The 26,644-nt window shown below is 66.6% G+C and carries 25 protein-coding genes and 1 pseudogene; 13 read left to right on the plus strand and 13 right to left on the minus strand.

Translation table 11 applies throughout. The features are described 5' to 3' along the window. The first annotated feature begins 12 nt into the window (after positions 1–12). Entirely contained in the window at positions 13–546 is a 534-nt protein-coding gene (locus QZ471_RS15280; RefSeq protein WP_295465241.1) for a DUF924 family protein, read from the plus strand. An 11-nt stretch (positions 547–557) separates the two neighbouring features. Here QZ471_RS15280 and QZ471_RS15285 read toward each other — a convergent pair whose 3' ends face one another. Further along, complete coding sequence (locus QZ471_RS15285; protein WP_295465244.1) at positions 558–1,505, minus strand: GlxA family transcriptional regulator; 948 nt, start codon at positions 1,503–1,505, stop codon at positions 558–560. Between the two features lie 97 nt (positions 1,506–1,602). Here QZ471_RS15285 and QZ471_RS15290 point away from each other — a divergent pair, with 97 nt between their 5' ends. From QZ471_RS15290 to QZ471_RS15300, 3 genes are read left to right on the plus strand one after another with little or no spacing between them, the layout of a single operon-like run. Further along, entirely contained in the window at positions 1,603–2,403 is an 801-nt protein-coding gene (locus QZ471_RS15290; protein WP_295465948.1) for an SDR family oxidoreductase, read from the plus strand. A 27-nt stretch (positions 2,404–2,430) separates the two neighbouring features. Continuing rightward, the gene (locus QZ471_RS15295; protein WP_295465246.1) at positions 2,431–3,195 is read left to right on the plus strand and encodes an SDR family NAD(P)-dependent oxidoreductase; all 765 of its coding nucleotides are present in this window, start codon (positions 2,431–2,433) and stop codon (positions 3,193–3,195) included. A gap of 51 nt (positions 3,196–3,246) precedes the next feature. After that, positions 3,247–4,419, plus strand: a complete 1,173-nt coding sequence (locus QZ471_RS15300; RefSeq protein ID WP_295465248.1) for an MFS transporter — start codon at positions 3,247–3,249, stop codon at positions 4,417–4,419. A gap of 34 nt (positions 4,420–4,453) precedes the next feature. Here the strand turns inward: QZ471_RS15300 and QZ471_RS15305 are convergent, their stop codons facing one another. After that, positions 4,454–5,122 carry a nucleoside/nucleotide kinase family protein gene (locus tag QZ471_RS15305; protein WP_295465250.1) on the minus strand — a complete coding sequence of 223 codons (669 nt, stop codon included), beginning with the start codon at positions 5,120–5,122 and terminating at the stop codon, positions 4,454–4,456. A gap of 275 nt (positions 5,123–5,397) precedes the next feature. On the opposite strand from QZ471_RS15305, the gene QZ471_RS15310 reads away from it, so the two are divergent. After that, on the plus strand, positions 5,398–6,861 hold the full coding sequence (locus QZ471_RS15310) for a YdgA family protein (protein ID WP_295465252.1): 1,464 nt from the start codon (positions 5,398–5,400) through the stop codon (positions 6,859–6,861). Between the two features lie 31 nt (positions 6,862–6,892). Here QZ471_RS15310 and QZ471_RS15315 read toward each other — a convergent pair whose 3' ends face one another. The 5 genes from QZ471_RS15315 to QZ471_RS15335 form a co-directional block, all read right to left on the minus strand. After that, a complete protein-coding gene (locus tag QZ471_RS15315) occupies positions 6,893–8,833 on the minus strand; it encodes a DUF4105 domain-containing protein (protein ID WP_295465950.1) in 1,941 nt (646 codons plus the stop codon). A gap of 17 nt (positions 8,834–8,850) precedes the next feature. Continuing rightward, a complete protein-coding gene (locus tag QZ471_RS15320) occupies positions 8,851–9,171 on the minus strand; it encodes a DUF2388 domain-containing protein (protein WP_058763100.1) in 321 nt (106 codons plus the stop codon). A 34-nt stretch (positions 9,172–9,205) separates the two neighbouring features. Continuing rightward, a complete protein-coding gene (locus tag QZ471_RS15325) occupies positions 9,206–9,505 on the minus strand; it encodes a DUF2388 domain-containing protein (protein WP_295465255.1) in 300 nt (99 codons plus the stop codon). 102 nt (positions 9,506–9,607) lie between these two features. After that, the gene (locus QZ471_RS15330; protein ID WP_295465257.1) at positions 9,608–9,928 is read right to left on the minus strand and encodes a DUF2388 domain-containing protein; all 321 of its coding nucleotides are present in this window, start codon (positions 9,926–9,928) and stop codon (positions 9,608–9,610) included. Between the two features lie 73 nt (positions 9,929–10,001). Next, positions 10,002–10,211: a DUF1127 domain-containing protein gene (locus QZ471_RS15335; protein ID WP_295465259.1), complete on the minus strand. Its 210-nt coding sequence runs from the start codon at positions 10,209–10,211 to the stop codon at positions 10,002–10,004. 259 nt (positions 10,212–10,470) lie between these two features. On the opposite strand from QZ471_RS15335, the gene argC reads away from it, so the two are divergent. Continuing rightward, positions 10,471–11,424: an N-acetyl-gamma-glutamyl-phosphate reductase gene (gene argC, locus QZ471_RS15340; RefSeq protein ID WP_295465261.1), complete on the plus strand. Its 954-nt coding sequence runs from the start codon at positions 10,471–10,473 to the stop codon at positions 11,422–11,424. Between the two features lie 198 nt (positions 11,425–11,622). Here the strand turns inward: argC and yihA are convergent, their stop codons facing one another. Beyond that, positions 11,623–12,261 (minus strand): ribosome biogenesis GTP-binding protein YihA/YsxC, encoded by a 639-nt coding sequence (yihA, locus tag QZ471_RS15345; protein WP_295465263.1) that lies wholly within the window; start codon positions 12,259–12,261, stop codon positions 11,623–11,625. Between the two features lie 202 nt (positions 12,262–12,463). On the opposite strand from yihA, the gene QZ471_RS15350 reads away from it, so the two are divergent. The 3 genes from QZ471_RS15350 (at position 12,464) to QZ471_RS15360 (ending at position 15,844) form a co-directional block, all read left to right on the plus strand. After that, the gene (locus QZ471_RS15350; RefSeq protein WP_059230338.1) at positions 12,464–13,093 is read left to right on the plus strand and encodes a thiol:disulfide interchange protein DsbA/DsbL; all 630 of its coding nucleotides are present in this window, start codon (positions 12,464–12,466) and stop codon (positions 13,091–13,093) included. Positions 13,094–13,272: 179 nt separating this feature from the next. After that, positions 13,273–15,033, plus strand: a complete 1,761-nt coding sequence (locus tag QZ471_RS15355) for a diguanylate cyclase (RefSeq protein WP_295465264.1) — start codon at positions 13,273–13,275, stop codon at positions 15,031–15,033. A 25-nt stretch (positions 15,034–15,058) separates the two neighbouring features. Beyond that, entirely contained in the window at positions 15,059–15,844 is a 786-nt protein-coding gene (locus tag QZ471_RS15360) for an N-acetylmuramoyl-L-alanine amidase (protein WP_295465265.1), read from the plus strand. 15 nt (positions 15,845–15,859) lie between these two features. Here the strand turns inward: QZ471_RS15360 and QZ471_RS15365 are convergent, their stop codons facing one another. Further along, positions 15,860–16,957, minus strand: a complete 1,098-nt coding sequence (locus QZ471_RS15365) for a GlxA family transcriptional regulator (RefSeq protein WP_295465267.1) — start codon at positions 16,955–16,957, stop codon at positions 15,860–15,862. Positions 16,958–17,424: 467 nt separating this feature from the next. On the opposite strand from QZ471_RS15365, the gene choX reads away from it, so the two are divergent. The 4 genes and pseudogenes from choX to choV all read left to right on the plus strand — a co-directional run bounded on the left by choX (position 17,425) and on the right by choV (position 21,101). Further along, positions 17,425–18,366, plus strand: coding sequence for a choline ABC transporter substrate-binding protein (choX, locus tag QZ471_RS15370; protein WP_295465268.1), 942 nt, complete (start codon positions 17,425–17,427; stop codon positions 18,364–18,366). A gap of 285 nt (positions 18,367–18,651) precedes the next feature. After that, positions 18,652–18,906, plus strand: a pseudogene (locus tag QZ471_RS15375) (glycine betaine ABC transporter substrate-binding protein); the annotation flags it as partial. Positions 18,907–19,022: 116 nt separating this feature from the next. After that, complete coding sequence (choW, locus tag QZ471_RS15380) at positions 19,023–19,865, plus strand: choline ABC transporter permease subunit (protein ID WP_295465270.1); 843 nt, start codon at positions 19,023–19,025, stop codon at positions 19,863–19,865. A 3-nt stretch (positions 19,866–19,868) separates the two neighbouring features. Next, complete coding sequence (choV, locus tag QZ471_RS15385) at positions 19,869–21,101, plus strand: choline ABC transporter ATP-binding protein (RefSeq protein ID WP_295465273.1); 1,233 nt, start codon at positions 19,869–19,871, stop codon at positions 21,099–21,101. Between the two features lie 619 nt (positions 21,102–21,720). On the opposite strand, the gene QZ471_RS15390 is transcribed toward choV, so the two are convergent. From QZ471_RS15390 to QZ471_RS15405, 4 genes are all read right to left on the minus strand, one after another. Beyond that, positions 21,721–22,578, minus strand: a complete 858-nt coding sequence (locus QZ471_RS15390) for a formyltetrahydrofolate deformylase (RefSeq protein WP_295465275.1) — start codon at positions 22,576–22,578, stop codon at positions 21,721–21,723. 100 nt (positions 22,579–22,678) lie between these two features. Further along, positions 22,679–23,308 (minus strand): sarcosine oxidase subunit gamma family protein, encoded by a 630-nt coding sequence (soxG, locus tag QZ471_RS15395; RefSeq protein WP_295465277.1) that lies wholly within the window; start codon positions 23,306–23,308, stop codon positions 22,679–22,681. A 15-nt stretch (positions 23,309–23,323) separates the two neighbouring features. Continuing rightward, positions 23,324–26,344, minus strand: a complete 3,021-nt coding sequence (locus QZ471_RS15400) for a sarcosine oxidase subunit alpha (RefSeq protein WP_295465279.1) — start codon at positions 26,342–26,344, stop codon at positions 23,324–23,326. Beyond that, a complete protein-coding gene (locus QZ471_RS15405) occupies positions 26,341–26,640 on the minus strand; it encodes a sarcosine oxidase subunit delta (RefSeq protein ID WP_017639232.1) in 300 nt (99 codons plus the stop codon). The genes QZ471_RS15400 and QZ471_RS15405 overlap by 4 nt, the downstream gene beginning before the upstream one ends. Between the last annotated feature and the right edge of the window lie 4 nt (positions 26,641–26,644).

A 26,644-nucleotide genomic window follows, 5' to 3' on the forward strand; every position in this document is an offset into this window, starting at 1 on the left:
AGGAAGCAGGAAATGAATCCAGCCGAGATCGTCTCCTTCTGGCGTGCCGCCGGTCGCCGCCAGTGGTTCAACGGCGGCCCCGCCTTCGACGTCGAGTGCCGCAAACGTTTCGAGACCACGCACCTGGCCGCCAGCCGCCGCGAGCTCGATGACTGGGCTAGCAGTGCCGAAGGCGCCCTGGCCCTCTGCCTGCTGCTCGACCAGATCCCACGCAATATCTTCCGCAACAGCGGTCACGCCTTCGCCACCGATGGCCTGGCCCTGCAGCACTCGCGCCAGGCAGTCGACGCCGGCCTTGATCAACAGATCGAAGCCGAGTTGCGCGCCTTCTTCTATCTGCCGTTCGAGCATTCCGAAACTCTGGCCGACCAGCACCGGGCGCTCGAATTGTTCGAGGCCCTGGGTATCGAGCACTACCGGCGTTACGCCGAGGCACACCTGGAGGTGATCGAGCGCTTCGGCCGCTTTCCACACCGTAACCGGGCGCTGGATCGGATCAGTACAGCAGAAGAGCAGGCGTGGCTGGATGCAGGCGGAGGTTTTTGAAGACCTGGGGCTCAGGCCAGGCGGCGGGCATCGCGGCGGATCATCTGGGGCGGCACACCGAAGCCGCGCACGAACACCTCGCGCAGGTGGCGACGATCGCGAAAGCCGGTCTCGCGGGCGACCGTTTCCAGCGAATGACGGGTCTGCTCGATCATCAGCCGCGCCGCCTCCAGGCGCAGTCCCTCGATGGCCTTGGCCGGCGACTGCCCCGTCTCCGCGGTAAATACCCGGCTGAATTGCCGCGGGCTCAGATGAGCCACCTCGGCCAGCTCCTCGACGCTCAGGGCACGATTCAGGTGCTGGCGGGCATAGGCCAGGGCCGTCTGGATGCGATCCGACTTGGGCGCCAGCGCCAGCAGCTCCGAATGCTGGGTCTGGCCGCCCGAGCGGAATTGCTGCATGACCAGCCGGTGCGCCACCGAGCGCGCTACCTCCATCCCCAGGTCCTTTTCCACCATGCCTAGCGCCAGATCCAGGCCAGCGGTCATGCCAGCGGAGGTCCACACCGGGCCATCGACGATGAAGATGCGGTCTTCCTCGACGCGGATCTTGGGATAGCGCTCCTGCATGGCCCGGGCGAAGGACCAGTGGGTGGTGGCCCGGCGTCCGTCAAGCAGGCCGGCCGCCGCCAGGGCGAAGCCGCCGGTACAGATACCAGCCGTACGGCGTGCCTGGGCGCCGGCCTGACGAACGAAGTCCAGCAGCGCTGGCGACGGCTCGGTGGCCAGGGGCGTCAGGTTGCCGACGATGAACCAGGTATCGGCGCGGCCCGGCGCAGTCAGGGCTTCGGTCTCCACCAGCAGCTGCTGCGAGGAACGCACTAGGCCGCCTTGCTCGGAAAAGATCGCCTGGGTGTAGAAGGCTTCCCCCAGAACCAGATTGGCGAATTCGAAGACGCTCTGGGTCGCCAGCGCCATCACCTGGAAGCGCTCGCCCAATACATAGCCGATCCGATGCATGGCCCGATCTCATGTCCTAAAACATGACTATAAGCGTCATTTGCGCCATCGACCAGGGCGCTCATCATGGCCTCACACCCACCCCGGAGACCTGATGATGACCCGCTCCCCGCAAGGTACTGCCCTGATCACCGGCGCCTCGTCCGGCATCGGTGCCCACTACGCCGAACAACTGGCCCAACGCGGCTACGACCTGATCCTGGTCGCCCGGGATCGCCAACGCCTGGACGCCCTCGCCCAGTGCCTGACCGACGCCACTCGCCAAAGTGTACAGGTCCTGCCGGCCGACCTGGCCGACCCTGCCGCGCTGGCCGAGGTCGAGCGCACCCTGCGGGAAGACGCCAGCCTCACCCTGCTGGTCAACAACGCCGGAATGGGCACCCATACCCCGCTGCTGCAGAGCGATCCGGCGCAGATGCTGCGGATGATCGCCCTCAACGTCACCGCTCTCACCCAATTGACCTATGCCGCCGTACCGGCCTTCGTCGCCCGCGGTCGCGGCGCCATCATCAACATCTCTTCCATCGTCAGCCTGGCGCCGGAGTTGCTCAACGGCGTCTATGGCGGCAGCAAGGCCTATGTCACAGCCTTTACCCAATCCTTGCAGCGCGAGCTGGCCGGGACCGGCGTGCGCGCCCAGGCCGTGCTGCCCGGCGCTACCGCCACCGACTTCTGGGAGCGCGGCGGCCTGCCGCTGGCGCACCTCGATCCAGAGATCGTCATGAGCCCGGCCGACCTGGTCGCCGCTGCCCTGGCCGATTTCGAGCGCGAGGTCGCCATCTCGATTCCCTCGCTGCATGACCTGTCCCGCTGGGAGACCTACGAAGCCAGTCGCCTGGCCATGGCCGACCAGTTGTCCAGCCGCCAGCTCGCCCCCCGTTATCACACCGCCCATTGATCTTGACCCCTGAGAGGAGCACACCCCATGAAACTGACCGACAACACCGTCTTCATCACCGGCGGCACCTCCGGCATTGGCCGCGCCCTGGCCGAGGCCCTGCACCGTCGCGGTAACCAGGTGATCGTCGCCGGTCGCCGCCAGGCGCTGCTCGACGAGATCGCCGCCGCCAATCCCGGCCTGGATACCGTGCTGCTCGACATCGGCGACCCGGCGCAGATCAAGGTCGTCGCCGCCGAAGTCATCGCCCGTCACCCCAACCTGAACGTGGTGATCAACAACGCCGGCATCATGCCCTTCGACGATGCCGGTGCCGGCGACCTGGACGATGCCCAGGCGGTGCAACTGGTCACCACCAACCTGCTCGGCCCGGTGCGGGTGAGCGCCGCCTTCATCGAGCACCTCAAGCGGCAGCCGGAAGCCACCCTGATCAACAACACCTCGGTACTGGCCTTCCTGCCGCTGGCGGCCACGGCGCTCTACTCGGCCACCAAGGCGGCCCTGCACTCCTACACCCTGTCCCAGCGCTTCCAGCTGCGCGACACCTCGGTGCAGGTGCTGGAGATCGCCCCGCCGTGGGTGGACACCGACCTGGTCCACAAGAGTGGCGACAGCCGCGCCATGCCCCTCGACGATTTCATCGCCGAAACCCTGGACAAGCTGGCCAGCGCCGAGACCGAGGTACTGGTGGATCGCGTGGTGCCGCTGCGCGCCAACCCCGGTCCCCAGGAGCATGCGCTGATCAACCAGTTCAACCTCTCGCTGGTCGAGAATCCCATCCCCGTCGCCTGACCTCGACACGCCGGCCGCCTCCTGCGGTTGGCGTGCGCTCTGGAGCCTCCCATGTCCTCATCTCCTTTGCCCGGCGCCCTGCGGCCCCTGAGCCTGGCCTACTTCGTCCAGGCGGTCGGGGCGCTGTCGGTCGTCGGCTGCCTGCAGGCGATCTCCCGCGAGTGGCAGCTCAGCGACAGCCAGAGCGCCTACCTGCTCAGCCTCTTCGGTGTCACCTTCGCCCTGGCGGCGCCCCTGCTGCAGATCCTGCTGGGCCATTGGCCGCGGCGGACCCAGGTGCTCGGCGGGCTGCTGCTGTTCAGCCTGGCCGCCCTGCTGCTCGCCTGCGCAGCCAATTACCCCACCCTGCTGGTCAGCCGGGTGTTGATGGGCGTAGGCGCGGGTTTCATCGGTCCGGTGCTGGGCGCGCTGGGCGCCGGTCTGGTCAGCCGCGAGCAACAGGGCAGCGCCATCGCCACGGTGCTGCTGGGACTGAGCCTGGCCAGCCTGGTGGGTCTGCCGCTGAGTGCCTGGGTCGCGACGGCCCTTGGCGTGCGCCCGCTGTTCGCCGGCATCGGCGGACTGGGGCTGCTCACCGCCGGGCTGATCCTCCGTCAGGTGCCCGACCGGGTCCCGGGCGAGCGCATCGCCCCAACCGTCGTGGTTCGGCTGCTGACCACCGCTCACTCGCTGCATGCCTTTCTGGTGGTGTTCTTCATCGCCGCCGGGGTGTTTTCCACCTACGCCTTCCTCACTCCCATCGTGCGCCAGGACTTCCACGGCAGCGCCGCCACCGTCTCCCTGGCGCTCGCGGTACTGGGTGTGGCCGGGGTGCTGGGCAACCTGCTGGTGATCCGCGCCGCCCGCCGCTTCAGTGCCGAACGGCTGCTGCTCGGTGGTCTCCTGCTACTGGCCCTGGCACTCTCGATCCTGGCCCTCGGCCAGGGCCGCTTCGCGGCGCTACTCCTGGGCCTGGTGGTCTGGGCGGTGGCCACCGACATCCTCTGGCCGTCCCAGCAGAGACGCATCCTCGAACAGCTCGCCGAGGTACGGGGCATCGCCCTGGCGCTGACCGCCTCCTTCATGTTCTGCGGCATCGGCGTCGGCACCTTCGTCGCCGGCCAGGTGTATCCCCGTCACGGCTTCCAGGGGCTACTGCTGACATCGCTGGGTTTCCTGCTGCTGGCGCTGTTCAGCCTGCAACGCTCCAATCGAGCCGCGGCTGCCCCGCCCCTGTCGGCGTGACTCCAGGCCCGCACGGGCAGCGACTGGCGGCGTGCTAGCCCTGGGCAGCCGCCCCATCCCGCCACTCCACCACCAGATCCGCCCGCGCCCGATCGCCGTCGATCAGTCGGGCATTGGGCTCGTCGGTACTTTCCACCCAGGCTTCGGCGTCCGCGCGGCTGCGGCCGAAGTGCATGTGGCGGGCGACCAGGCGAGCGCGGCGCTCCTCGGGGTCGACGCGTACGTACCAGCACTCGTCGAAGACTTCCGCCACGTCGCCCCAAGGCGCCTGGGTCAGCAGCAGGTAGTTGCCTTCGCTGATCACCAGTTGCGTCTCCGCATGGACCGGGATCGCGTTGGCGATAGGCTCCTCGATCTCGCGATTGAACAGCGGCGCATAGACGGTCTCGCCTGCCACTGGAGACTTGAGTCGCTGCAGCAGGGCGCGATAGCCACGGGCGTCGAAGGTGTCCGGAGCGCCCTTGCGCTGGGCTCGGCCCAGGCGAGCCAGTTCGCGGTTGGCCAGGTGATAGCCGTCCATGGGCACCACCACCGCCCGTTCGCCCAATGCCGCCGCCAGCAGCTCGGCCACCGTCGACTTGCCCGCACCGGGCGTGCCAGCAATGCCCAGCAAGCGGCGCCCGCCCTGGGCCAGCAGCGCCTCGGCGCGGGCCAGGAGTTCGGCGGGGAGTTGCAGGCCATCGACCGGACGCTGGCTGCTCATGCCGATATCCCCGGGAACGAATACGAAGGGCGGGCAAGCGAGGAAACGAAGACGGTCATGCAGCAGGCTCCGACAGGGGGAATCGCGGCACGCTAGCACCCACCGAATCGGCCGTCGACTCGGCACGCACATCGCTGGAAAGCCATCACAGTCTACCGCCCTCCGCGCGAACGGCCCGGCTTGCCCCTCGGCATCCGCCAGGCGCTCTCGTACACTCCGCTTCCGACTCGCCGCGGATTGCCTCCGCGCCTCGCTCACAAAGGGATTTGTCACCTATGCAGAAAACCCTCCTCACCACCCTGGCCGGACTGGCCCTGGTGGCCGTCGGCACCGGCATCGGCGGCGCCTGGTACACCGGTGGGCGCCTGGAAGGCGAATTGCGCCAGGCCGCCAGCCAGGCCCAGGCGGCGCTGCAGGCGCAGATGCCGGAGTATCCGCTGCAGCTCCAGCTGGCCGACTTCCAACGTGGCCTATTCAGCAGCACGGCCGTGTTCAGCCTCAGTCTGCAACCCGAAGGGAGCTCCTCCCCCGTGGAACTGCTGCGGGTGCAGGACAGCATCCAACACGGCCCCTTTCCGCTCGCGCGGCTCGGATCCCTGAAACTGGCCCCGGTCATGGCGGTCAACCGCTTCACCCTGGCCGAGACACCCGCCGCGACGGCCCTGTTCGGACTGACCAAAGGCGCCGATCCCGTGCGCCTCGATGCCACCCTGGGTTACGACCGCGGCATCGACGGCCAGTTACTGCTCGCCCCGCTGCACCTGGACCAACCCCAGGGCGCCGTGGCCTTCTCCGGACTGAACGCCAGCTTCCGCACCGACATGGACGGCCGCCAGTTGCGCCTGGAAGGCACGGTGGGGCAATTCAGCGTCAACGTCCACACCCCCGAGGGCTGGACCAAGCTGGAACTGGAAGGCTTCGCCCTGACCGGCGACAACCGCCGCAATGCCGATGGATTCTGGCTCGGCCCGGGCCAGCTACGCCTGGGACGGGTCTCGCTGGCGATGCCCGGCAGGCCCGAGGTGCAGCTGCAGGACCTGAGCCTTCAGGGTGACACCCAGCAACAGGGACAACGCCTGTCCGGGACGCTGAACGCCAGCCTCGCTCGCCTCGACATCGCCGGCCAGACCCTGGGCAAGGCCACCCTGAGCAGCCATTACAGCAATCTCGACAGCCCCGCCCTGGCGCAGCTGAACACCCTGCTCCAGCATCTGCAGCTGGATACCGAGGAAGGCCTCGATCCCACTACCCAAGCGACCCTGCAGCAGCAGTTGAACGACGTACTCGCCGCGCGCCCACAGCTGGTGGTGGACGAGTTGCGCTTCGACACGGCAAACGGCAGCAACCTGCTGCGGCTGGACCTGACGCTGGACAAGCCGGCGACCTACGACCTGCCGCCGGAGCAGTTGCTCGCCCAGATGCTGACTCGCCTCGACGCCCGTCTCTCGCTGGCCCGTGGCAGCCTGGTGGATGCCGTCCTGTTCCAGACCGGCGCCCCGCGCGACCAGCCCGCGTTGCGCCAACAGGCCCAGGCCACCGCCGAAGCCTTGGCCAGCATCGGGCTGAACAGCGGCCTGCTCAAGGCCGAAGGTGACGATCTGGTGGCCAGCCTGGCCTACGCCACCGGCCGCCTGACCCTCAATGGCCAGGAGGTGCCGCCGGAGCGGCTACTGGCACTGCTGGAGCGTCCGCAACCGCCGGCACCGGTCAAGCCCCAGGCGAAGCCGCCGAAGCGTTAGCGGCGCGGCGCTGAGCGCCCGCGCCGTTCGGCTACTTCAGCTCCAGGCCGCCGCTGGCCTTGTTCAGCTCGCGCAGATGCTTGCCCAAGAGGTCGAGGTTGGCCTCGGTGAGATCCAGCCCGCTGCGCGTCGCTGGCGAGAGCAGCTGGCGCACCTCGTCGTTGAGGGTATCCCTGAGACTGCGCAGATGGGCCTGGCGCTTCTGGCTCTCGGCGGTCAGCTGGTCCCACTCGCCGGGTTGCGGCAAGCCGTAGCCGTCGGTGCCGAGCAATTCGGCGGGGCGGCTGAGGTAGCCGCTGTCCTTGAGAATCTGCTCCAGGGCGCCACCGGCCTTGCCGAAGCGCGCCTTGTCCGCGGCGTCCTGGCCCAGGTAGCGATCCTTCAGTTCGGTCTGGGCCTGCAGCAGCGCCCGGCGATAGGCTGCCTGCTCCAGCAACAGCAAAGCCGCGCTGGCCCGCAGATCGGCGCGCTGGAATTCGGCACGGCGCTGCTGCGGGGTCAAGGCCAGCCAGGCCTCGACATCGGCCTGGGGCAGGTTCAGGCGCTCCTTGGCCACCTTGAACATGGCCTGGAAGCGCTCGCGGAAGCTGTCGAAGCGATAGCCCAGGCGCAGCGCCTCGCGTGGATCGTCCAGCACCGAGGTGTCCACCAGCCCCTTGATCCGCAGCGCATCCATCAGCCCGGTCGGGGTGATGACATCGAGCTGGGCCTGGGCCAGTCGCGGCACCCCGTCGTGCAGCAGCTTGAAGGTCTCCACCGCGCAGTTGTTGGTGATGAAGTAGTAATGACCGTCGTAGCTCCAGTGCACTTGGGCGGTGCGCTCGAGGAAGTCGGCGATTTCCGGACGGGTCAGCTTGAGCGGTACGGATTGCAGCCCCCGTAGCTCCACCTTGGTGTATTCGTCCACCACCTGGGCCAGCGGCAGCACGAACAGCCGCGAAGGATAGGAGCCGGTCAGGCCGCGCCAGCTGGAGAGTTGGACGTCGTTGACGAAGGCACGGAACGACAGCACCAGGTGATACTGCAGGTCCAACCGGCAATCCGGGCCGAGCGGCCGGCCAGGGGCGCAGACCACCAGCCGCAGCATGCTGTGGCCCCAGCGACTCATGACCTGTTCGTTGCCTTCGGCGAGCAGGTAGTCCACCGCGTAAACCCGCGCCGGATCGAGCCAGCCCAGGGGTGCCTCGCCGAAGTCGTTGCCGGCGTTGAGATAGGGATAGCGACCGGGGCAGGCATCGTGCGGTGGCGACCAGCCGAAGTGCTCGGCGAAGTAGCGCTGCAAGGCCGGCCGCCGGCAGGCATAGCTCGGATCGAGCAGGAAGTACTCCATGTTCACCGCCACAAATTCCTTCGGGTTGGTGAGTTCATAGAGATCCGGGCTGCGGGCGATGAAGAGATTCTTCGACTCGCGATTGCCGTGCTTGCGGGTCTTCACCTGCCAACCGGCCAGGTCCAGCAGGCGGGGATCGTCGGACAGGGTATAGCTGCGCCCGGCCTGGCCCTGGCACTTCAGCGGCAACTGGTCGGAATTCAGTCCCAGGCCGCCACAGGAGAGGATCAGATGGCGCTGTGCAGGCGTCCAGACCTGCTCGCGATCGTAGAAGTGGGTCAGTTCATGGAGCACCGTGGCCAGCAGCTCGCGGTGCTGGGTGCCGTGGGGGCGACCGGTCTGGATACGGGTGTCGCTGCCATCCACCAGGCTCGGCAGCAGCCGACGGTTGAGCAGCAGGTTGCGGCGATCCGCCTCGCCATAGGCATCGGTACGCAGCTCGTCGCTCCAGCGCACCGGGATGCGCTCGTCCAGCGCGGCCTTGAATTTGGGCGGCAGGTGCGCCTGGGCCTCATCCAGCAGGTGCTGGGTGGCCTGGATCTGCGCGGGCGTCAGCCCTTGGGTATCGAGTTCTAGATGCAGGGCGGCCTGGGCCCCGCCGAGGGCCAGGCCGGCCGTGAGGCCGGCCAGCCACTGCCGCAGCCGGCCGGCGCGGTTCTTCACAGTGCCAAGATGGCCTGGGCCAGCTGCAGATCGTTGGCTTCGCGTGCCGCCGGGAGCTGGTCGCGCAGGCTGCGGAAGGCTTCTTCCAGTTGCACGCCACGGATATCGCCGTTGCTGGCGACGAAGCTGGCGGCATCGCCGCGGGCAGCCTGGATCATCTTGGCGTCGCGGATGGAGGTGGTGGTATCGGAGGTGAAGTCGATGCTGCGCTGCAGCGCCCGCACCACGATGTTACTGGTGGCCACCAGGGTCTGGGCCTGAGCCAGGCTGGAAACGCCGAGGGTCAGGGCGGCGGCGATAAGCAGTGAACGGCGCATGGGTACTCCAGGGATGTCACGGAATTGAAACGGACTACTGACTCAGAATGGCCTCGGCGAGTTCCCGATCGCTGGCCTTGAGCGCCGGATCGGCCGCTCGTAGCGCCCGCAAGGTCTCTTCCAGTTGCGCGCCGCGCAGGGCACCGTCGGTGGCGACAAAGGCCGCGGCATCGTCACGCGCCGCCAGGACCAGCTTGTTCTGGAAGGGGGCGGTGGTGATCTGGCTGGTGCCATAGATGGTCTTCACCAGACCCTCGGTGGTGGAGTCGAACGCCAGGACCGGCGTGGCGAGGCAGAGACCGAGCAGCAGCCCGGCAGAACGACGGAAATACATGGATGGCGACCCTCCGGTGGCAGATGGTCGCCAAGGCTAACGCAGCCCCCCGCTCCGGGCTAGCCGGCACGCGCTGCAGGGGGTATTTCGCGGTGTTGCGACTCAGATGGCGAGGATTGCCTGGGCCAGTTGGGCATCGCTGGCCTGGCGCAATTCCGGTGCCTGGCTGCGCAGATGGCCCAGCGCCGCCTCCAGCCGTGCGCCGCGGATGTCACCGGCGCTGCCGACGAAACTGGCCGCATCGTCGCGGGCAGCCAGGACCACCTTGTCGTTCTTGAACGAGCCGGTGATGGCCGAGGTGGCATCGGACGTGGCGTCGATGGCGTCGACGATGATGTCCGTGGTGACGTAGAAACTCGACGCCGAAGCGGCGGTGGACAGGCAGAACAGCGCCGCGGCGGCGCCCAGGTGCAGGCTTTTCATGGGGGGCTCCCGTCTGGATGTGCCTGAGTGAGACTGCCGTCGACGCCGAGAAGTCTCAAGGCACCGCGCAATTTCATTCGCGCCAGAAGGGCTTGCCTCCTTCGTGATGCTGATCCGCCAGATTCAGACCCAGATCGGCCAGGGCACGGCCGTCCAGTCGCTGCAGCTGCCGACGCGAGGCGTAGCGCCGTTGCCAGGCAGCGAGCACCGCGAGCAGGCGGCGCAGACCGCAGCGACGCTCAGGCGACCGGGCGGATGAGGTAGCGAGTGGCAGGCTGTCCATGGCGATCTCCAGGGCCGCGAGAAAGGAGAGACCAGCTTCGCCGTTGCGCAGCGAACAGACCACTTACAGCCAGGAGTTACTGTACCTATACAATTAAACAGAAAATTCGTCTGTACCCATCCGGATCAGGAAGACCTGTCTATTCGGCCACTCTGCACCGGTCCGCCGCCGGACGACTGTATCCCCGCTCGACGTACCCCTGACCGAGACGAATCGCTACAATCGAGGCTTTCAGCGCCCATCCGCGAGAGGCACCGCCATGAGCTTCAAAGTTTTCGTCGACGGTCAGGAAGGCACCACCGGCCTGCGTCTGCTGGACTACCTGACCGGTCGTTCGGACATCGAACTGCTGCGCATCGACGAGAGCAAGCGCAAGGACCCGGTCGAGCGCGCGCGCTTCCTCAACGCCGCCGACGTGGCCTTCCTCTGCCTGCCCGACGCGGCCTCCCGCGAAGCGGTCAGCCTGGTCACCAATCCCAACACCTGCATCATCGACGCCAGCACCGCCTTCCGCACCGACAGCGGCTGGACCTATGGCCTGCCCGAACTGGCCCCGGGTCAGCGTGAAGCCCTGCGCGCCAGCAAGCGCATCGCCAACCCCGGTTGCCACGCTACCGCCTTCATCCTGTTGGCCCGCCCGCTGGTGGATGCCGGCCTGCTGGCCCCGGAAACGCCGCTCTCGGCCTTCTCCCTCACCGGCTACAGCGGTGGCGGCAAGCAGATGATCGCGGCCTATGAAGCCGGTGGCGACGCGCGCCTGCAGAGCCCGCGTCCCTACGCCATGGGCCAGGGCCACAAGCACCTGCCGGAAATGCGCGTGCAGAGCGGTCTGGCCGCGGCGCCGGTGTTCAGCCCCATCGTCGGCCCCTTCCTCAAGGGCCTGGCGGTGACCATCCCGCTGCACGCCAGCCAGCTGCGCCCGGGCACCACTGCGGCCGACCTGCAGGCGGCCCTGGCCCGTCACTACGAGGGTGAAGCCTTCATTCGCGTGGCACCGGTGGCTGCCGAGGAGGAGCTGGACAATGGCTTCTTCGACGTCCAGGCGTGCAACGACACCAACCGCGCCGATCTATTCGTCTATGGCAATGCCGAGCGCCTGACGCTGGTGGCGCGCCTGGACAACCTGGGCAAGGGCGCGGCCGGCGCAGCGGTGCAGTGCATGAACGTGCACCTGGGCGCCGACGAGGGCCTGGGGCTGGCCAGCGGGCGCTGAGCACCGCCCGGGCTTTAGTCCGATTTTTCGTGGCCGGGGCGAACCTTTTTCCCGGTGCCCCGTCTGAACAGCTGAACGGTTCGGATAGCCGTTCTGCTCCTTTGCTGTTTAGTGTTGGCAGATGCTGGACCGCCCTTTTGCGGTCCAGTCTTGAACTCCGGACTTCTCCCCTCCCCCCGATGGAAGTCCGGAGTTTTTTTATGCCTCGGCGACGGGCTCGTCCAGGCCCAGCCAACCGGCCAGCACCCGCTGGGCATCTTCCACCCCCTGGCGCTTGGGCGCCGAGAACAGCTGGATGCTGGCGGTATCGCCCCAGCCCTGGCGCAACTCGCGCTGCACCTTGAGCAGTGCGTTCTTCTGGGCGCCGAAGGCCAGCTTGTCGGCCTTGGTCAGCAGGATGTGCAGCGGCATGGAGCTGGCCTGGGCCCAGTCCAGCATCAGGCGGTCGAATTCGGTCAGCGGATGGCGGATGTCCATCATCAGCACCACGCCGCTGAGCGAATGACGGCTGCTCAGATAGGCCTCCAGGTGCTCCTGCCAGTGCTGCTTGAGCGGAATCGGCACCTTGGCGTAGCCGTAGCCGGGCAGGTCCACCAGGCGCCGTTCTTCGTCGAGCGAGAAGAAGTTGAGCAACTGGGTGCGGCCGGGCGTCTTCGACGTCCGCGCCAGGCTGGCATGGGTCAGGGTATTGAGGGCGCTGGACTTGCCGGCATTGGAGCGCCCGGCAAAGGCCACCTCGCGGCCGCTGTCGGCCGGGCACTGCTCGACCTTGGCGGCGCTGATGAGGAAGGACGCCTGCTGGCACAGACCGACGATGGGATTCTTGAAGCTGGACATGGGCGTACTCGCGACCGCGCGGCAAAGCCGGCAGTATATCGGATGCGCCCGGCCAGGACCGTGCCCTCTGGCAACCTGAACGAAGCCTGAACACGGCCGGCGTCCGGCGGACGGGCGACTAGGCGTGGCGGTGCGCCCGGCTACAATGCCCGCAATCCGTAACGCCCGGTTGGTGGGCGTGTCACCCTCCAGGAGTAGCCCCATGCGCAACCTGCTTTTCTCTGCCGTGTTCGCCGCCGCCAGCCTGTTCGGCGCGGCCGCCCATGCCGACGACATCCAGGCCGGCAAGCAGTACACCGAACTGAGCAGTCCGGTTCCGGTGTCCGAGCCCGGCAAGATCGAAGTGGTTGAGCTGTTCTGGTACGGCTGCCCGCACTGCTACGCCTTCGAACCTACCCTGAACGCCTGGGCCAAGAAGCTGCCCGCCGACGTCGCCTTCAAGCGCGTACCGGCCATGTTCGGTGGCATCTGGAACGTCCACGGCCAACTGTTCGTGACCCTGGAAGCCATGGGCGTGGAAGCCAAGGTGCACGACGCCGTCTTCGCCGCCATCCACAAGGAGCACAAGAAGCTGGCCACCCCCGAAGAGATGGCCGACTTCCTCGCTACCCAGGGCGTGGATCGCGACAAGTTCCTCAGCACCTACAATTCCTTCGCCGTGAAAGGCCAGGTGGAAAAGGACAAGAAGCTGGCCATGGCCTACCAGATCACCGGCGTACCGACCATGGTGGTCAATGGCAAGTACCGCTTCGACCTGGGCTCCTCGGGTGGTCCGGACGAGACCCTGAAGGTCGCCGACTTCCTGATCCAGAAAGAACGCGCCGCCAAGTAAGATCCTGCCGCCGCCGCGTCCTGCGGCGGCGGTTCCTCAGCTCGTCCCTCTCAAGCGGCCTCCGGTCGTCCTGCTCAAACTTTCCCCGTCCTGGCCGATACCCTAGCCACTAGCAAGTCGGCTGGCCGCCTCGTCGTGTGCCCGCCTGCTGGCCACCCTCAAGCCTTTGGAGCGGGCGGATGGAGCGCGCGGACGTCGAACGCTGGAAAAGCAAATACCTGGAAAGCCTCGAGAACCTGGAACGCCTGGAAAGCCGGTGGGAAAACCGCCTGGACCTGGTGCGCCGCGGTCTCGTGCGCAGCAGCCTGGCCGCCGAAGGCAACGATGTGGCGGTGGATGCCTGCCTGGTCGAATTGCGCGACATCCTCAGGCGCGACGACAGCGACGCCGACCTCGCCAAGCTCATTCCGCGCCTGGAACGCACGGTGCTCGACTCCGAGCAGCGCCGCGAACTGCGCACGCGGCAGGTCGCCGAAGCCTTCGCCGAACTCTGCCGCCTGCTGCTGAACCTGGAATTGCCGCGGGAACTGCGCAAGGCCCTCAAGGGCTTCGCCAAGCGCGCCCAGGCCGCCGCTGGCCAGCCCGGCGAGCTGCCCGCCCTGCTGGGTGAATTCAGCCGCCTGCAGCAACAGGCCCTGACCCACCTGCAACCCGAGCAACCTGCCCGCCCCGGTCTGCTGCAACGCCTGTTCGGCGAGCGCGGCGAAGCGGGTCCCGATACCACTGCCGAGCAGGCGACGCCGGCCGCGACCAGCGAACCGCCGGTGGCTACGCCCGCCCATACAGCGGCGGACGACGTACCGCCTGCCGTCGAGACCGCGCCGCGCACCGCGGAATCCGCGTCAGCGACGGCCGCCGATCCCGCCTATGCCCTGCCACCGGTCCCCGAGCCCGGCTACAGCGCCATCGCCCCGCATTTGGAAGCCACCCTGCTGCGGCTGCTCGACGATCTGGCCCTGCCCGACAGCCACAAGCCCCAGGCCGAGATCCTGCGACAACGCATCCAGGGTAGCCTCAACTGGTACGAACTGGTACCAGTACTAGACGACCTGTCGGTACTGGTCCTGGCGCTGAATCATTCCGGCCAGAGCGAATTCCAGCTTTACCTGCGCCAGCTCAATGAGCGGCTGGCCACCTTCCAGGCCGGCCTGGAAGACGTCCACGTCCATCGCCAGGACGGCCAGACCCAGGAGCGCGCCTTCGGCGATGCCCTGCGTGGCCAGGTCAACGAGCTGCAGAGCGAAGTGCAGGAGGCCACCGACCTGGACAGTCTCAAGCTGTCGCTGGACAGCCGCCTGGAAGGCCTGCTGACCAGCCTCGCCGAGCAGCAGTCGCAGCGGGAAACGCGCGAGCAGGACGCCGGTGCGCAACTGACCGTCCTGACCGAACGCGTCGCGACCATGGAGCGCGAAGCCCAGCAATATCGGGGTCATCTGGAAGAGCAGCGGCAGAAGGCTCTATGCGACCCGCTCACCGGCCTGCCCAACCGCGCCGCCTGGAGTGAACGCCTGGACCTCGAGGTGGCGCGTTGGCAACGTCATGGCGGTGACCTGCTGCTGGCGGTGCTCGACGTGGACCTGTTCAAGCGCATCAACGACGGCTACGGCCACCTGGCGGGCGACAAGGTGCTGAAGATCATCGCCAACGAATTGCAGCGCCGCCTGCGCAAGACCGACTTCATCGCTCGCTTCGGCGGCGAGGAATTCGTCGTGCTGCTGGGCGCCACCCCGGTCGCCGGCGCGGTCACCCTGATCGAACAACTGCGCGCTGCCGTGGCCGCCTGCCCCTTCCATTTCAAGGGCGAACGCGTGGTGGTCACCCTGTCCGCCGGTCTTGCAGCCTTTGCGCCGGGCGAAGATGCCGATACCGTATTCGAGCGTGCCGACCAGGCGCTCTACCGCGCCAAGCGCGCCGGACGCGATCGCCTGGAAGTGGCCTGACCCTTCCCATCCTCGCGAGGTAACCGTGCGCAACCTGTTCAAGCCCCTTTCCTGGCTGCTCTGCGGTCTGCTCCTGGCCGGCTGTTCCAGCGGGCCGCGTATCAACGACGACTACACCTCCCGTGACCAGGACAGCCGGGTGCAATACATCGTGCTGCACTACACGGCAGCCAATTCCCAGCAGTCGCTCAAGCTGCTGACCCAGGCCGGGGTCAGCGCCCACTACCTGATCGATACCGACGGCACCGTCTACCGCCTGGTGGACGAGAATCGCCGCGCCTGGCATGCCGGCGTCAGCGAGTGGGAAGGTCGCACCTGGCTCAACTCCAGCTCCATCGGCATCGAGATGGTCAACCTGGGCTTTCGTGACACCCCGGCGGGACGCCAGTGGTATCCCTTCAGCGAAGCCCAGATTCAAGCGCTGATTCCGCTGCTCAAGGACATCGAGCAGCGCCACGGCCTGGATCGCCACGCCATCGTCGGGCACAGCGACATCGCCCCGGGTCGCAAGCAGGACCCGGGCCCCCTGTTCCCCTGGGCGCGTTTGGCCGCCGCTGGACTGATCAACTGGCCCGACCCGGCCGTAGTCGCCCAGCGCCAGGCGAGCCTCGGCGGCGTGTTGCCGCCGCCGGCCTGGTTCCAGGATCAGTTGGCTCGGATCGGTTATGCGGTACCCCGTACCGGTGTACTGGATGCGGCGACCCGCGACGTCATCGGCGCCTTCCAGATGAAGTACCGGCCGGGCCGTTTCGACGGCCAGCCGGACCTGCAGACGGCGGCGCTGCTGCTCAGCCTGCCCAGCGGCCGCTAGGCAGGCTACGGCAGGTTACAGCCGCACGCTGGCGAAGGTGGACTCGCCCTGCGCCTGACTCAGGGCAGCGAGCGCCGAGGACGCCGGCATCAGCGACAGTTCCTGGGACAGCGGCATCAGCGCGATGGGCTGCTGGATGGTCGGGCCCTGGCGCTCGTCACGCGGCGGGATACCGAAGTATTCGCGATAGCACTTGGAGAAGTGCGGCGTGGAGACGAAACCACACACCGAGGCGACCTCGATGATCGACAGGGTGGTCTGCTTGAGTAGCTGCCGAGCGCGGATCAGGCGCAACTTGAGGTAGTAGCGCGACGGCGAGCAGTGCAGGTACTTCTGGAACAGTCGCTCCAGCTGGCGCCGGGAGACGTCCACGTAAACCGCCAGTTCGTCGAGGTCGATGGGCTCTTCGAGATTGGCCTCCATCAGCGCGACGATCTCCTGCAGCTTGGGCTGGTTGGTGCCCAGCATGTGCTTGAGCGGCACGCGCTGATGATCCTGCTCGTTGCGGATGCGCTCGTAGATGAACATTTCCGAGATGGCCGCCGACAGCTCGCGACCGTGCTCGCGACCGATCAGGTGCAGCATCATGTCCATCGGCGCGGTACCGCCCGAGGCGGTGCAGCGATTGCGATCAATGGTGAACAGGCGGGTGCTGAGCACCACCCGCGGATAGGCTTCCTGCAGGGCCGCCAGGGTTTCCCAGTGCACGCTGCAGTCGTAGCCATCGAGCAGGCCGGCACGGGCCAGGGCCCAGCTGCCGGTGCACACCGCGCCAAGCTTGCGCCCCTGGCGCGCCTGGCTCTGCAGCCAGGTGCAATGCTCGCGCGAAACGCTGCGCTGGATGCCCACGCCACCGCAGACGATCACCATGTCCATGGCCGGGGCGGCGCTCACCGCGCTGTCCGGAGTGATCTGCAGGCCATCGCTGGCCCGTACCGGGCGACCGTCCAGACTCAGGGTGCACCAGCGATAGAGCTCGCGCCCCGACAGCTGATTGGCCATCCGCAGCGGCTCCACGACTGACGCCAGGGAGATGAGCGTGAAATTGTCCAGCAGCAGGAAGCCGATGGACTGGATGGCACGGGGCTGGGCGGGGGACGGACTGGGCGACATGGTAGGACTCTCCTTCACGCAGGCTGAGGCCCTTTTTCTGGGCTCTTTTGAACTCCGACGAACGGCTGGCCAATAGGCGAGGTGTCGCGGACGCGTAAGTCATGTCGCAAATCCCATGCCGACATCGGGCGAACCTCCCACTTTGCGCGTTGTCTGGAACGGGCAACCCGCGGCCCAGGGCGAAATGCCCTTGATTAGATAAGGATTTATTTGCGACCAAACGGATCCGATACCGACCATCAGGCTGCTGGCACTTCGCCATAAGCCGGGGAGCGGTAACACCTGCACGTAACGGTCGCGCGCCAAAATGTAGCAACGCCACTCAGCCAGCACGGTTCTAGGTCAGGGCCGGCGACCGTTCGTCGCCCTTCTGCCCGCATGCGGCGCAAAGCGGTAAATCCCCGAACCAGACGGCGCGGTACATGCAGCACGACGGTTTCAACCCTTCTCGATCCTTGGAGTCCAGGATGAAGATCGTCCCCTGCGTTCTGCTGTCCGGCCTGTTGCTGGGCGCGACGGCCCAGGCCGCCACCGAACCCGAAAGCTGCCGCAACGTCCGCTTCGCCGACGTCGGCTGGAGCGACCTGGTGATCACCAACTCGATGGCTCGCTATCTGCTCAGCGCGCTCGGCTACGATACCGAGGTCATCCGACTGTCCCTGCCGAACAGCTATACCGCCCTGGCCAAGAACGATGCCGACGTCTTCCTCGGCAACTGGATGCCGGCCCAGGCCAAGGTCAGCCAGCCCTTCGTCGACAACGGTAGCGTCGAACGGCTGCGCAGCAATCTGGAAGGGGCTCGCTACACCCTGGCCGTGCCCCAGGACGTTTACGACGCCGGCGTGAAGACCTTCGCCGACATCGCCCGCTTCGGCGATCGCTTCGGCCACACCATCTACGGCATCGAGCCAGGCAACGACGGCAATGGCCTGGTCAAGAAGATGATCGCCACCAACGCCTTCGGCCTGGGCGGTTTCAAGCTCGACGAGTCCAGCGAGAAAGGCATGCTGAACCAGGTGCGGATGAAGGAGCTGCTGAAGGATCAGTGGATCGTCTTTCTCGGTTGGGAACCGCACCCGATGAACATCAGGCACAAGCTGGCCTATCTCGATGGTGGCGACGACTACTTCGGGCCCAACCAGGGCGGGGCAACGGTCTATACCGTGGTACGCAAGGGCTACGCCCAGCAATGCGCCAACGTCGGCAAGCTGCTGTCCAACCTGGTCTTCACGCCGGCCATGGAGAACATCCTCATGGATCGGGTGGCCAACGAGCAGGAAAACCCCCGGCGAGCCGTACGTAACTGGCTCAAGCAGAACCCCGATCAGCTGGACGCCTGGCTCAAGGGCGTCAGCACGCGCAGCGGCACTCCGGGCAACGTCGCGGTCAAGGCTAGCCTCGCCAACTGACCGCTGCCACGGGGACACCGCCCTGGGGGCGGAATCCTGCTCGGTCGCCGCCAGGCACCCGCGGATCATGGAAACGCGCCGACGATACCGACCCGCAGGACCGGGGTCCGTGGCGTTCAAGCTGGATACGACATTTCCACTTCTGGTTACGACGCTGCGCGCTCTGGTAGCGACGCAGGCGGTAGGCGAGCTTGGGGGGATAGGTTACAGATAAATACACGCGGGGCTGAGCGAAGGACACCCGCAAACGCGAGGGGATAGGTCATGAAAGGTTTTTCACGTTGGCTCCTGACCAGCGTACGCAAGGGCTACGTCCAGGAATGTCCCAACCTGGGCAAGCCGCTGACCCATCTGTCCTTCACCCTCGGCATGGAAAATCCGTTGATGGACAAGGTCCTCGACGACAAGCAGAACGCGAATGCGGCGGCCAAGGTGTGGCTGAAGGCGCATCCGCAGGTGCTGGATCAGTGGTTGGCCAGCGTGACCTCACGCAAGGGCAAACCTGCTGTACAGGTGGCCCAGGCCACTCTGGCACCCTAGTAGACCAAAACATCAGACTGACTCGCGCCGGTTCGGGCGGGTCTTGCCGCAGCCGCCGCACGAATTCCCCCGATCTCGTGCGTCGACCTGTCCACTCCTAGCTGACGGGCACCGTTATGTTGCTAACAGACCACAAACTTCCTCTTGGCCAGCAGATCGCTGACTTCATCGACTGGCTGACGCTGCACGGCGCCGGCGTCTTCGACAAGATCTCCGACGTCCTGTCCGGCCTGATCCATGGCCTGACCGCCGGCCTGATGTGGTTCAACCCCCTGGCCTTCATCGCCCTGGTCGTCGTGGGGGTCTACCTGTTGCAACGCAGCATCGGCCTCACGCTGTTCGCCCTCGCGTCGCTGCTGCTGATCCTCAACCTGGGTTACTGGCAGGAAACCATGGAAACCCTGGCCCAGGTGGTGTTCGCCACCCTGGTCTGCATCGCCGTCGGCGTGCCCCTGGGCATCCTCGCCGCACACAAACCTTGGTTCTACACCGGCCTGCGCCCGGTACTGGACCTGATGCAGACGGTTCCCACCTTCGTCTACCTGATCCCCACCCTGACCCTGTTCGGCCTGGGCGTGGTGCCCGGTCTGATCTCCACGGTGGTGTTCGCCATCGCCGCGCCGATCCGCCTGACCTGCCTGGGCATCCAGGACGTCCCGGCGGAGCTAATGGACGCCGGCAAGGCCTTCGGCTGCTCGCGCTGGCAGCTGCTGACCCGCATCGAGTTGCCCCACGCCATGCCCAGCATCGGCGCCGGTATCACCCAGTGCATCATGCTGTCGCTGTCGATGGTGGTGATCGCCGCCCTGGTCGGCGCCGACGGCCTGGGCAAACCGGTGGTGAACGCCCTCAATACCGCGGACATCGCCCTGGGCTTCGAAGCCGGCCTGTCCATCGTCCTGATCGCCATCCTGCTCGACCGGGTGTGCAAGCAGCCCGCCCCACGCGAGGTTAAATAAGTCATGACCGCCATTCGTTTCGAACACGTCGACGTCATCTTCGGCAAGCAGAACAAGCGTGCCCTGGAGCTGCTCGACCAAGGCAAGGGCCGTAGCGAAATCCTCCAGGAGACCGGCCAGGTGCTGGGCGTCGAGGACGCCTGCCTGGAGGTCCAGAAGGGTGAGATCTGCGTGCTCATGGGCCTGTCCGGCTCGGGCAAGTCCAGCCTGCTGCGCTGCATCAATGGCCTCAACACCGTGAGCCGCGGCAAGCTGCTCATCGAGCACCAGGGCAGTGAGGTGGACATCGCCAACTGCTCGCCCGCAGTACTCAAGGACATGCGCACCACCCGCATCGCCATGGTGTTCCAGAAGTTCGCCCTGATGCCCTGGCTGACCGTGGCCGAGAACGTCGGCTTCGGCCTGGAGATGCAAGGTCGCTCCGCGGCCGAACGCAAGAAGCTGGTCGACGAGAAGCTGGAGCTGGTGGGCCTGACCCAGTGGCGCAACAAGAAGCCCGACTCCCTTTCCGGTGGCATGCAGCAGCGCGTCGGCCTGGCCCGCGCCCTGGCGATGGATGCCGACATCCTGCTGATGGACGAACCCTTCTCCGCCCTCGATCCACTGATCCGCCAGCAGTTGCAGGATGAATTGCTGCAGCTGCAGGCCAAGGTCAACAAGACCATCGTCTTCGTCAGCCACGACCTGGACGAGGCACTGAAGATCGGTACCAACATCGCCATCATGAAGGACGGCCGCATCATCCAGCACGGTCGCCCTGAGGACATCGTCCTCAACCCGGCGGACGAGTACGTGCGCACCTTCGTCGCCCATACCAACCCGCTCAACGTCCTCAGCGGCTACAGCCTGATGCGTGGCCTGGACAAGTGCGGTCGCGAGGGCAACGAGATCTGCCTGGAGCGCAGCCACGACATCTGGCTGGCACTGGATGGCCAGAAGGTCAAGGCGCTGCGGCGCGGTGGCGAGAGTCTGGCCCTGCAACGCTGGACCCCGGGTACCCCGGTCACCAGCCTGCAACGCCAGCCGACCCTGGCCCCGGCCGATATCCGCATGCGCGATGCCCTGGAGATCCGCTATCACACCGGGCACAAGCTGGTGCTGGAAACCGATGGCCATGCCGTGGGCATCCTCGGCGACAAGGAGCTCTACCACGCCCTGCTGGGCAAGAATCTGGAAAAGGCCGGCGAAGACGTCGAACCGCCCGCGGTCCACTCCCCCCTGTCACAGGCGGGTTGATACCACGGCCCGGCACCCCGTCTACTGGAAAGGCGCGGGTGCCGGGCCCTCTCTCCTGCTGGCCACCACAACGGCCCTGCTCTCGCGCCCCTGCCACGCCCCACGGTCACGACCCCGTCCCCTGGCTCTTGCCATATGATCTACCCGTAGGAGCCACTGTCTTTATCGCGGCCATGGCGGTCCGCCAATGCGGCCGCTCCTACGCTTACATCGAGCCTGTAGGAGCAACTGTCTCAATCGCGTATCGCGGCCATGGGCCGCTCCTACAAAAGCATCCCCCCCTGTAGGAGCGGCCCATGGCCGCGATAAGACAGTTGCTCCTACAGGCGAGCCTCGTACCCGTAGGAGCGGCCACTGCGACGGACCGCCAGGGTCGCGCCCAGGCAGTTGCGCCCAAGGCGGGGGTACGATGATCGATCATGATCTTGCCGGTGCTGCTGGAGATGAATGCCCGCTCGGCTAGCCCCCTCCCCCCTTGGGAGAGGGTTGGGGTGAGGGCGTGCCGCAGGGCCACCAGCGGAAAAGGCCTGTATCACCAGCCGGGTCGTCAGGCCAGGCTGGCGATCCAGGGCATGTTCAACGCCGCTTGGCCGACGCGCAGCAGGTCGTGAACGGATTCTTACAGCACCACCGTCCTTCCGGCGTTGAGGAAGACCCGGCGATCCAGGTGGAAGCCCACCGCCCGGGCCAGGGTCAGGCACTCGATGTCACGGCCCTTGGCGACCAGATCCTCGGCGTAGTGGGCATGATCCACCGGCTCGACGCCCTGGGCGATGATCGGCCCCTCGTCCAGGTCGTTGTTGATGTAGTGCGCCGTGGCGCCCACCAGTTTCACGCCCTTGGCATAGGCCTGATGATAGGGCCGCGCACCCTTGAAGCCCGGCAGCAGCGAGTGGTGGATGTTGATCGCCCAACCATCCAGGCGGCGGCACAGTTCGGGCGACAGCACCTGCATATAGCGGGCGAGGATCACCAGCTCCGCACCGGTCTCCTGCAGTACCTGCCAAACCTTGGCCTCCTGGGCCGGCTTGTCCTGGGGATCCAAGGGGAAATGGTGATAGGGAATACCGTGCCAGGCCGCCAGGGGTTCGAGATCCGGGTGGTTGGAGATGACCGCCACCACGTCCATGGGCAACTGGCCGATGCGCTGGCGATAGAGCAGGTCGTTGAGGCAGTGGTCAGCCTTGGAGACCATGATGGCGACCTTGGCTCTATAGCCGGGCGGCACCAGCTCGAAGGTCATGTCGAAGGGCGTGAAGCGCAGGTCCAGGCCGACCCGGAACAGGCCCTCGTTGAAGTCGCTGGGCACCTGGAATTCCACCCGGATGAAGAAGCGCTGGGCTTCGCGATCGTCGAAGCTGTGGTGCTGGGTGACATAGCAACCCTGCTCGAACAGATAGCGCGTGACCACGTCCACGGTGCCGAGGCGACTCGGGCTCTGGGCGGTGAGAATCCAGGTATCGGGCGTGCGACTCATGATGAATTCCTTTGCATGGAGATGAAGCCAGAATCACAAAACCCGACCTGCGCTTCACGCAGGTCGGGTTCGATGGAGCGCGACTGAACGCAGCGACCGATCAGGCCTCGATGCGCAGTCCGTACTCGGCGCTCGCGTCCTGCAGCCACAGCCAGACGTAGTCGGCGAAGCTACGGCGCACCACCAGCTCCCAGGTGTCTTCCGCCACGTGGCGAATCATCAGCTGGGACTTGGCGAACACCGTACCCACCGCCTTGCCCACCGGGAAGTTGCTCGGGTGGACGTCGTAGGAGGTGGACTTCATCAGCACCTCGCGAACCTTGGGGCCCTTCAGCTCGACCAGCGTCTGGCCACCGCCAACGTTGACGATGGCGACATGGCGCTCGCCCAGGGCCTGGCGCAGGGCCTGCTCGGTGGCGAACTCGCTGCCACCGGGCACTACCAGCAGCCACTCGTCCGGGCCGAGCCACTGCAGCGAGCTCTCACCCTTCTGGGTCAGGGCCAGCGGACCGGGCACTTCCAGGCCGATCACGCTCTGCACGGCGCCGGTGAAGCCTTCGTCGTGGGCGTCGCCACGGATCACCAGGTGCCCCAGCAAGGCCCGCTCGCGCAGGGTCACCCCGGCGGTAGCCGGGCCCCGACCGACGAGCTTGTTCAGCTCGGCGTGGAACAGCGGGGACTCGGCGCGCGCCGTGGCGGAGTATTGGTCGTACACATTGATGTCGTTCATGGGGCGCTATCCTCGTTAGGCGACGTTCTGCCGCTCACCCTTGGGGTCGTAGAACACCGGCGAGACGATCTCGGCAGCGATGTAGCGGCCATCGGCCAGCGGGGCGTAGACGGTCTGGCCCATGCGGCCCAGACCACCCTTGACCATCGCCATGGCGAAGCCATAACCCAGGGTCGCGCTGTAGTAGCTGGAGGTCACGTGACCCACCATGTCCATGGGGATCGGCTGGTTGCGCTCGAACACCAACTGCGCACCTTCCGGCAGGACGTCGCGGGCATCCAGGGGCTTGAGGCCGACCAGTTGCTTGCGGTTCTCGCGCACGCAGTCCTGGCGATGCATGCCGCGCTTGCCGATGAAGGAGAAGCTCTTGTTCAGGCTAACTGCCCAGCCCATGCCCAGATCCTGGGGCGTGACCGAACCGTCGGTGTCCTGACCGATGATGATGAAACCCTTCTCCGCCCGCAGCACGTGCATGGTCTCGGTGCCGTAGGGGGTGAGGTCGAATTCCTTGCCCGCGGCGACCACCTGCTCCAGCACGCCCATGGCGTAGTTGGCCGGCACGTTGATCTCGTAGGAGAGTTCGCCGGTGAAGGAGATACGGAACACCCGTGCCGGTACGCCACCTACCTGACCTTCCTTCCAAGCCATGAAGGGGAAGGCGGCATTGTCCAGATCGATGTCGGTCAGCTTGGCCAGCAGCTTGCGGCTGTTGGGGCCGGACAGGGTCAGGGTCGCCCAGTGGTCGGTGACCGAGGTGAAGTACACCTCCAGTTCCGGCCATTCGGTCTGGTGGTAGAGCTCCAGCCATTCGAAGACGCGCGCGGCGCCGCCGGTGGTGGTGGTCATCAGGAAGTGGTTGTCGGCGAGACAGGCGGTGACGCCGTCGTCGAAGACCATGCCGTCTTCCTTGCACATCAGGCCGTAGCGGGCCTTGCCGATGTCCAGCTTGGTCCAGGCGTTGGTGTAGACGCGATTGAGGAATTCCCGCGCATCCTTGCCCTGGATGTCGATCTTGCCCAGGGTCGAGGCGTCGAGTAGACCGACGCTACGGCGTACGGCCAGACACTCGCGGTTGACCGCGGCATGCAGATCCTCGCCGGCCTTGGGGAAGTACCAGGGACGCTTCCACTGGCCGACGTCTTCGAACAGCGCACCCTGCTTGAGGTGCCAGGCGTGCAGTGCGGTGTAGCGCTTGGGCTCGAACAGGGCACCGCAGTGGCGACCGGCGATGGCGCCGAAGGTCACCGGGGTGTAGTTCGGGCGGAACATGGTGGTGCCGACTTCCGGGATGGCCTTGCTCTGCACGCGAGCGGCGATGGCCAGGCCGTTGATGTTGCCCAGCTTGCCCTGGTCGGTGCCGAAGCCCATGGCGGTGTAGCGCTTGACGTGCTCGATGGACTCGAAGCCCTCGCGGCAGGCCAGTTCGATGCCGGCGGCGGTGACGTCGTTCTGCAGGTCGACGAATTGCTTGGGGGCCCGCGACGACGGCTTGTCGTGGGGCACCTGGAACAACGCCAGACTCGGTTCTTCCTGGCGGAATTCGGCCTGGGGCAGCTCGCCGCTGACCACCTTGGCACCGGCTTCGGCCGCGGCGGTCGCGCCGGCTTCGAAGCCATCGGCGAGGACGTCGCCCAGGGCGAAGACGCCATTCACGCCACCGGCGCAGAGGCGCTTCTGCGGCGCCGGACCGGGGACGAAGGCCTGGATGTCATCGCGCCACAGCGGACGACCGCCCAGGTGCGAGGCCAGGTGGACCACCGGGCTGTAGCCACCGGAGGTGGCGATGAGGTCGCAGTCCAGCCACTCGCCGCCGCCCAGGGTACGGAAGGCGGTCAGGTCGATGGTGGCGATCTTGGCGCCGGTCACCCGGGTGTTGCCGCGGGCTTCGCTCACGGCGGTACCACCCATGACGCGCACGCCACGCTTGCGCACTTCCTCGACCCAGGCGCCGCGCGGATTGGGCCGCGCATCGGCCACGGCCACCACCTGGCGACCGGCTTCGAGCCAGTCCAGGGCCACGCGGTAGGCGTAGTCGTTGTTGGTGGACAGCACCAGGCGCTGCCCCGGAGCCACGGCGTAGCGGCGGATGTAGGTGGAGACAGCACCGGCCACCATGTTGCCCGGCAGGTCATTGTTGGCGTACACCAGCGGCCGCTCGTGGGCACCAGTGGCCAGCACCACCCGGGTGGCCCGGACGCGGTGCAGGCGCTGACGCACCTGGCCATGGGGCGCGCGATCGCCGAGGTGGTCGGTCAGGCGCTCGTGAATGGTGAGGAAGTTGTGGTCGTGATAGCCGTTGACCGTGGCACGCGGCAGCAGGACCACGTTGTCCAGGCCCTGCAGCTCGGCCACCGCCTTGGCCACCCAGTCGGCTGCCGGGGCGCCATCGAGACGCTCACGGCTATCCAGCAGGCTGCCACCGAATTCTTCTTGCTCGTCGGCGAGGATCACCCGGGCGCCGCTGCGACCGGCGGCCAGCGCGGCGGCCAGGCCGGCGGCACCGCCACCCACCACCAGGACATCGCAGTGCTGGTTGAAGTTGTCGTAGGTATCCGGATCGACCTGGGTCGGCGCGCGGCCGAGGCCGGCAGCCTTGCGGATGTACTTCTCGTAGGTCATCCACAGGTTCTGCGGATACATGAAGGTCTTGTAGTAGAACCCGGGCGGCATCATCTTGCCGCCGACCTTGCCGAGGATGCCCATGAGGTCGTTGTTGACGCTCGGCCAGCCGTTGGTGCTGGCGGAGACCAGGCCCTGGTACAGCGCCTGCTGGGTCGCCCGCACGTTGGGCACCTGGGTGGCCTCGGTGGCGCCGATCTGCATGATGGCATTGGGCTCTTCGGCACCGGCGGCGACGATGCCGCGCGGCCGGGAGTACTTGAAGCTGCGACCGACCACGTCCACGCCATTGGCCAGCAGCGCAGAGGCCAGGGTGTCACCCTTGAAGCCCTGGTAGGTCTGACCGTTGAAGGTGAAGGTGATGGCCTGGCTGCGGTCCAGGCGACCGCCCTGGGTGAGTCGATGGACCTGGCTCATGTGCGCTCTCCTCGCTCGGCGGTGAAGCGGGGTTGCTCGCCGATCGGATAGGTTTCGAGAATTTCGTAGGTCTCGGTGTTGCGGGTCGCGTTGAAGTACTGGCGGCAACCCGAGGCATGGACCCACAGCTCGTGACGCAGACCGCGCGGGTTGTCACGGAAGAACATGTAGTCGCCCCACTCGGCGTCGCTGCACGCCTCGGGGTCGAGCGGACGCGGGATGTGCGCCTCGCCGGCAGCGTGGAATTCTTCTTCGGAGCGCAATTCCCCGCAGTGGGGGCAATGGATGTACAACATGCTC

Source organism: uncultured Pseudomonas sp. (assembly GCF_913774235.1).
Taxonomy (GTDB): Bacteria; Pseudomonadota; Gammaproteobacteria; order Pseudomonadales; family Pseudomonadaceae; genus Chryseomonas.